Raw genomic sequence first — 2,298 nt, forward strand, 5'->3', positions numbered from 1 at the left:
GGTGAATTCGTTGCGGGGGTCGCTCATGCGGTCACCAGGTCGCGGGCCGGGACGAAGATGTTGAGCTGCGCGAGGTAGTCGGGAGTCTGGGCGATGATCTCGTCCGGTTCCAGGAACGGATGCTCGGGGATCCAGGGCTCCGGAAGGGCCTGGATCTTGGTCCATTCGGGTGGATCTTGATCTGCCGCACGGAACTCCTGCGCGGTCAGGGCAGCTAACAAGACATCGAATTCCGGCCGGCCGGTCGTTCCGGGCGCTGCCTCCCAAGCGGCTTCGGAGCCGTCGCGGCGGAGGAGCAGGAGGCGCAGATGGTCACGGCCCTGGAGCAGCATCCGCCAGGCCCAGTCCTCGTCGCTCGCCTCACGGATCGCGGTCGCCGTGGCCGGCGCCGTCATGATCCGGAACTCGCGCGCCGCATGCAGGGCCCGCGCGATCCGCCGCGCACGCAGGAAGAACTGCGCAGTCGGTTTGGTCTTGCCGGACCGATAAGTGGACAGGCGGGACGCCGACGTACCGAGGGCAGTGGCGAACGCCGCCTGAGACAGCCCACTCTCGGCGAGTGCGCTGTCGAGCAGCTCTGTGACCGCCTGGCTGTCCCTGTCCATGGCAACGCTCCCTCCGCGCTGTGTTATCTAATCAGATAATAGCGCGGAACTTGTCGGGCCAGGTGGTGGGTGGGGTGGAGAGGAGTTGGTGGGCCATGTCGCTGGCGGCTTGTTCTGGGGTGGGTTTGGTGCTGGTTAGGTGTAGGAGCTGCTGGGGGTGGCCTGGTTGTTCGATGGAGAGTTGGACGCCGTCTGCGTTCCAGGCTGGGCTGATCCAGCGGAGATGCGGGATGGACCTTAGGCGGTCCTTGAGTAGGCGGGCGGTCGCGCGGCGTGGGGTTTCCCAGGAGCGGTCGGCGGTGGCTCGGCGTACCTCGGCCAGGTACTGCGTACGGTTGAAGTGCAGGTCCGGCAGGTTCCACGGGCGACCCTCGGTGGGGGTCGCGGTGAGGGGGCCGTTGAAGACGCCGGTGTAGTCGCGGAAGTCGATCCACGAGATCCGCTGGTGGTCCGGGGACGGCACGATGTACGGCGCGATCACGCCGCAGCCGGGTTCCCCGCACGAGCAGCGGTAGACGGCCACCCGTCGGCCGGCGTCGTCCGGAACCAACGGTGCATCCGCGCCGAGGATCTCGGCAGGGTCGAATCCCTGCCACTCGTCGGCCACTCCCGCGAACGGATTCGAACCGTTGACGCGGATCGTGACCACCGGCCAGTCCGGCCGGTCATCGGGTACTTCGAACTTCAGGCTGAGCACAGCGTCCATGTGAAGCGGCGTTCATCGGCACGCCGCGAGCCATCATCGATCCAGTCCGAGCAGAAGTCAGTCCAAGCAGAAGTCGTTGCCCTCGACATCGTTCATCCAGATGCAGGACTCGTTGATGCCGTCGGCGCGCTGGAGCAGGACCTCCGTGGCGCCGAGCGCGACCAGGCGATCGCGTTCGGCCTCGAGGGCGGCGAGTCGTTCGTCGCCGACCATCCCGGTGCCGACGCGTACGTCGAGGTGGACCCGGTTCTTCACGACCTTGCCCTCAGGGACGCGCTGGAAGAACAGCCGCGGGCCTTCGCCGGTCGGGTCGGTGCACGCGAACCAGCTCCCCGCCTGCTCCGCGGGCAGCGTGCGCTCGTACTCGTCCCACGACGCGAACCCCTCGGGCGGCTCCGGTACGACGTACCCGAGCACCTCGCACCAGAACCGCGCGACCCGCTGCGGGTCCGCGCAGTCGAAGGTGATCTGGACCTTCCGTACCGTAGCCACCCGCCTAAGGTACGGGTCCCGTCGCCAGCCGGTCCACCGTAAATCCGTACCGCCGCGGGTCCCGCTCCACCATCATGGCGGCATGGAAGAGGAAGAGCTGACCGGCGGGAACGTCGCCGACCGCGTCGTCCGGATCGGCGGGACCGTGCGGAAGCCTGCGCTCGCGCACACGGCCGGCGTCGAGGCGGTCCTCATCCACCTGGACGGCAAGCCGTTCGCGCCGCGGACCCTCGGTCGGGACGAGCAGGGCCGGCACGTGCTCGAGTACCTCCCGGGCAAGCTCGCCGACACGCTGCCGCCGTTCTCCGTCGACGAACTGCTCCGGCTCGGCCGGCTGATCCGCGAGCTGCACGACGCGATGGTGACGTTCGACCCGCCGCCGGACGCGGCCTGGCATCCCGTCGTACCGGACCCGGCCGGCGGCGACCTGATCTGCCACGGCGACCTCGCCCCGTGGAACCTGGTCTGCAACGGGGACCGCTGGGCCTTCATCGA

At 68.6% G+C, this 2,298-nt stretch carries 3 protein-coding genes and 1 pseudogene; 1 reads left to right on the forward strand and 3 read right to left on the reverse strand.

The window, feature by feature from the left end; genetic code table 11:
* Positions 1–23 precede the first annotated feature (23 nt).
* The 3 genes from VFF46_RS39905 to VFF46_RS39915 are packed head-to-tail and all read right to left on the reverse strand — an operon-like array spanning position 24 to position 1,803.
* Positions 24–605: a helix-turn-helix transcriptional regulator gene (locus VFF46_RS39905; RefSeq protein ID WP_325042482.1), complete on the reverse strand. Its 582-nt coding sequence runs from the start codon at positions 603–605 to the stop codon at positions 24–26.
* 31 nt (positions 606–636) lie between these two features.
* Positions 637–1,311: a hypothetical protein gene (locus tag VFF46_RS39910; protein ID WP_325042483.1), complete on the reverse strand. Its 675-nt coding sequence runs from the start codon at positions 1,309–1,311 to the stop codon at positions 637–639.
* A 57-nt stretch (positions 1,312–1,368) separates the two neighbouring features.
* Entirely contained in the window at positions 1,369–1,803 is a 435-nt protein-coding gene (locus VFF46_RS39915) for a VOC family protein (protein ID WP_325042484.1), read from the reverse strand.
* 82 nt (positions 1,804–1,885) lie between these two features.
* On the opposite strand from VFF46_RS39915, the pseudogene VFF46_RS39920 reads away from it, so the two are divergent.
* Positions 1,886–2,298, forward strand: a pseudogene (locus tag VFF46_RS39920) (aminoglycoside phosphotransferase family protein); the annotation flags it as partial.

Origin of the sequence: Kribbella sp., from assembly GCF_035655035.1 — a bacterium.
Classification (GTDB): domain Bacteria; phylum Actinomycetota; class Actinomycetes; order Propionibacteriales; family Kribbellaceae; genus Kribbella.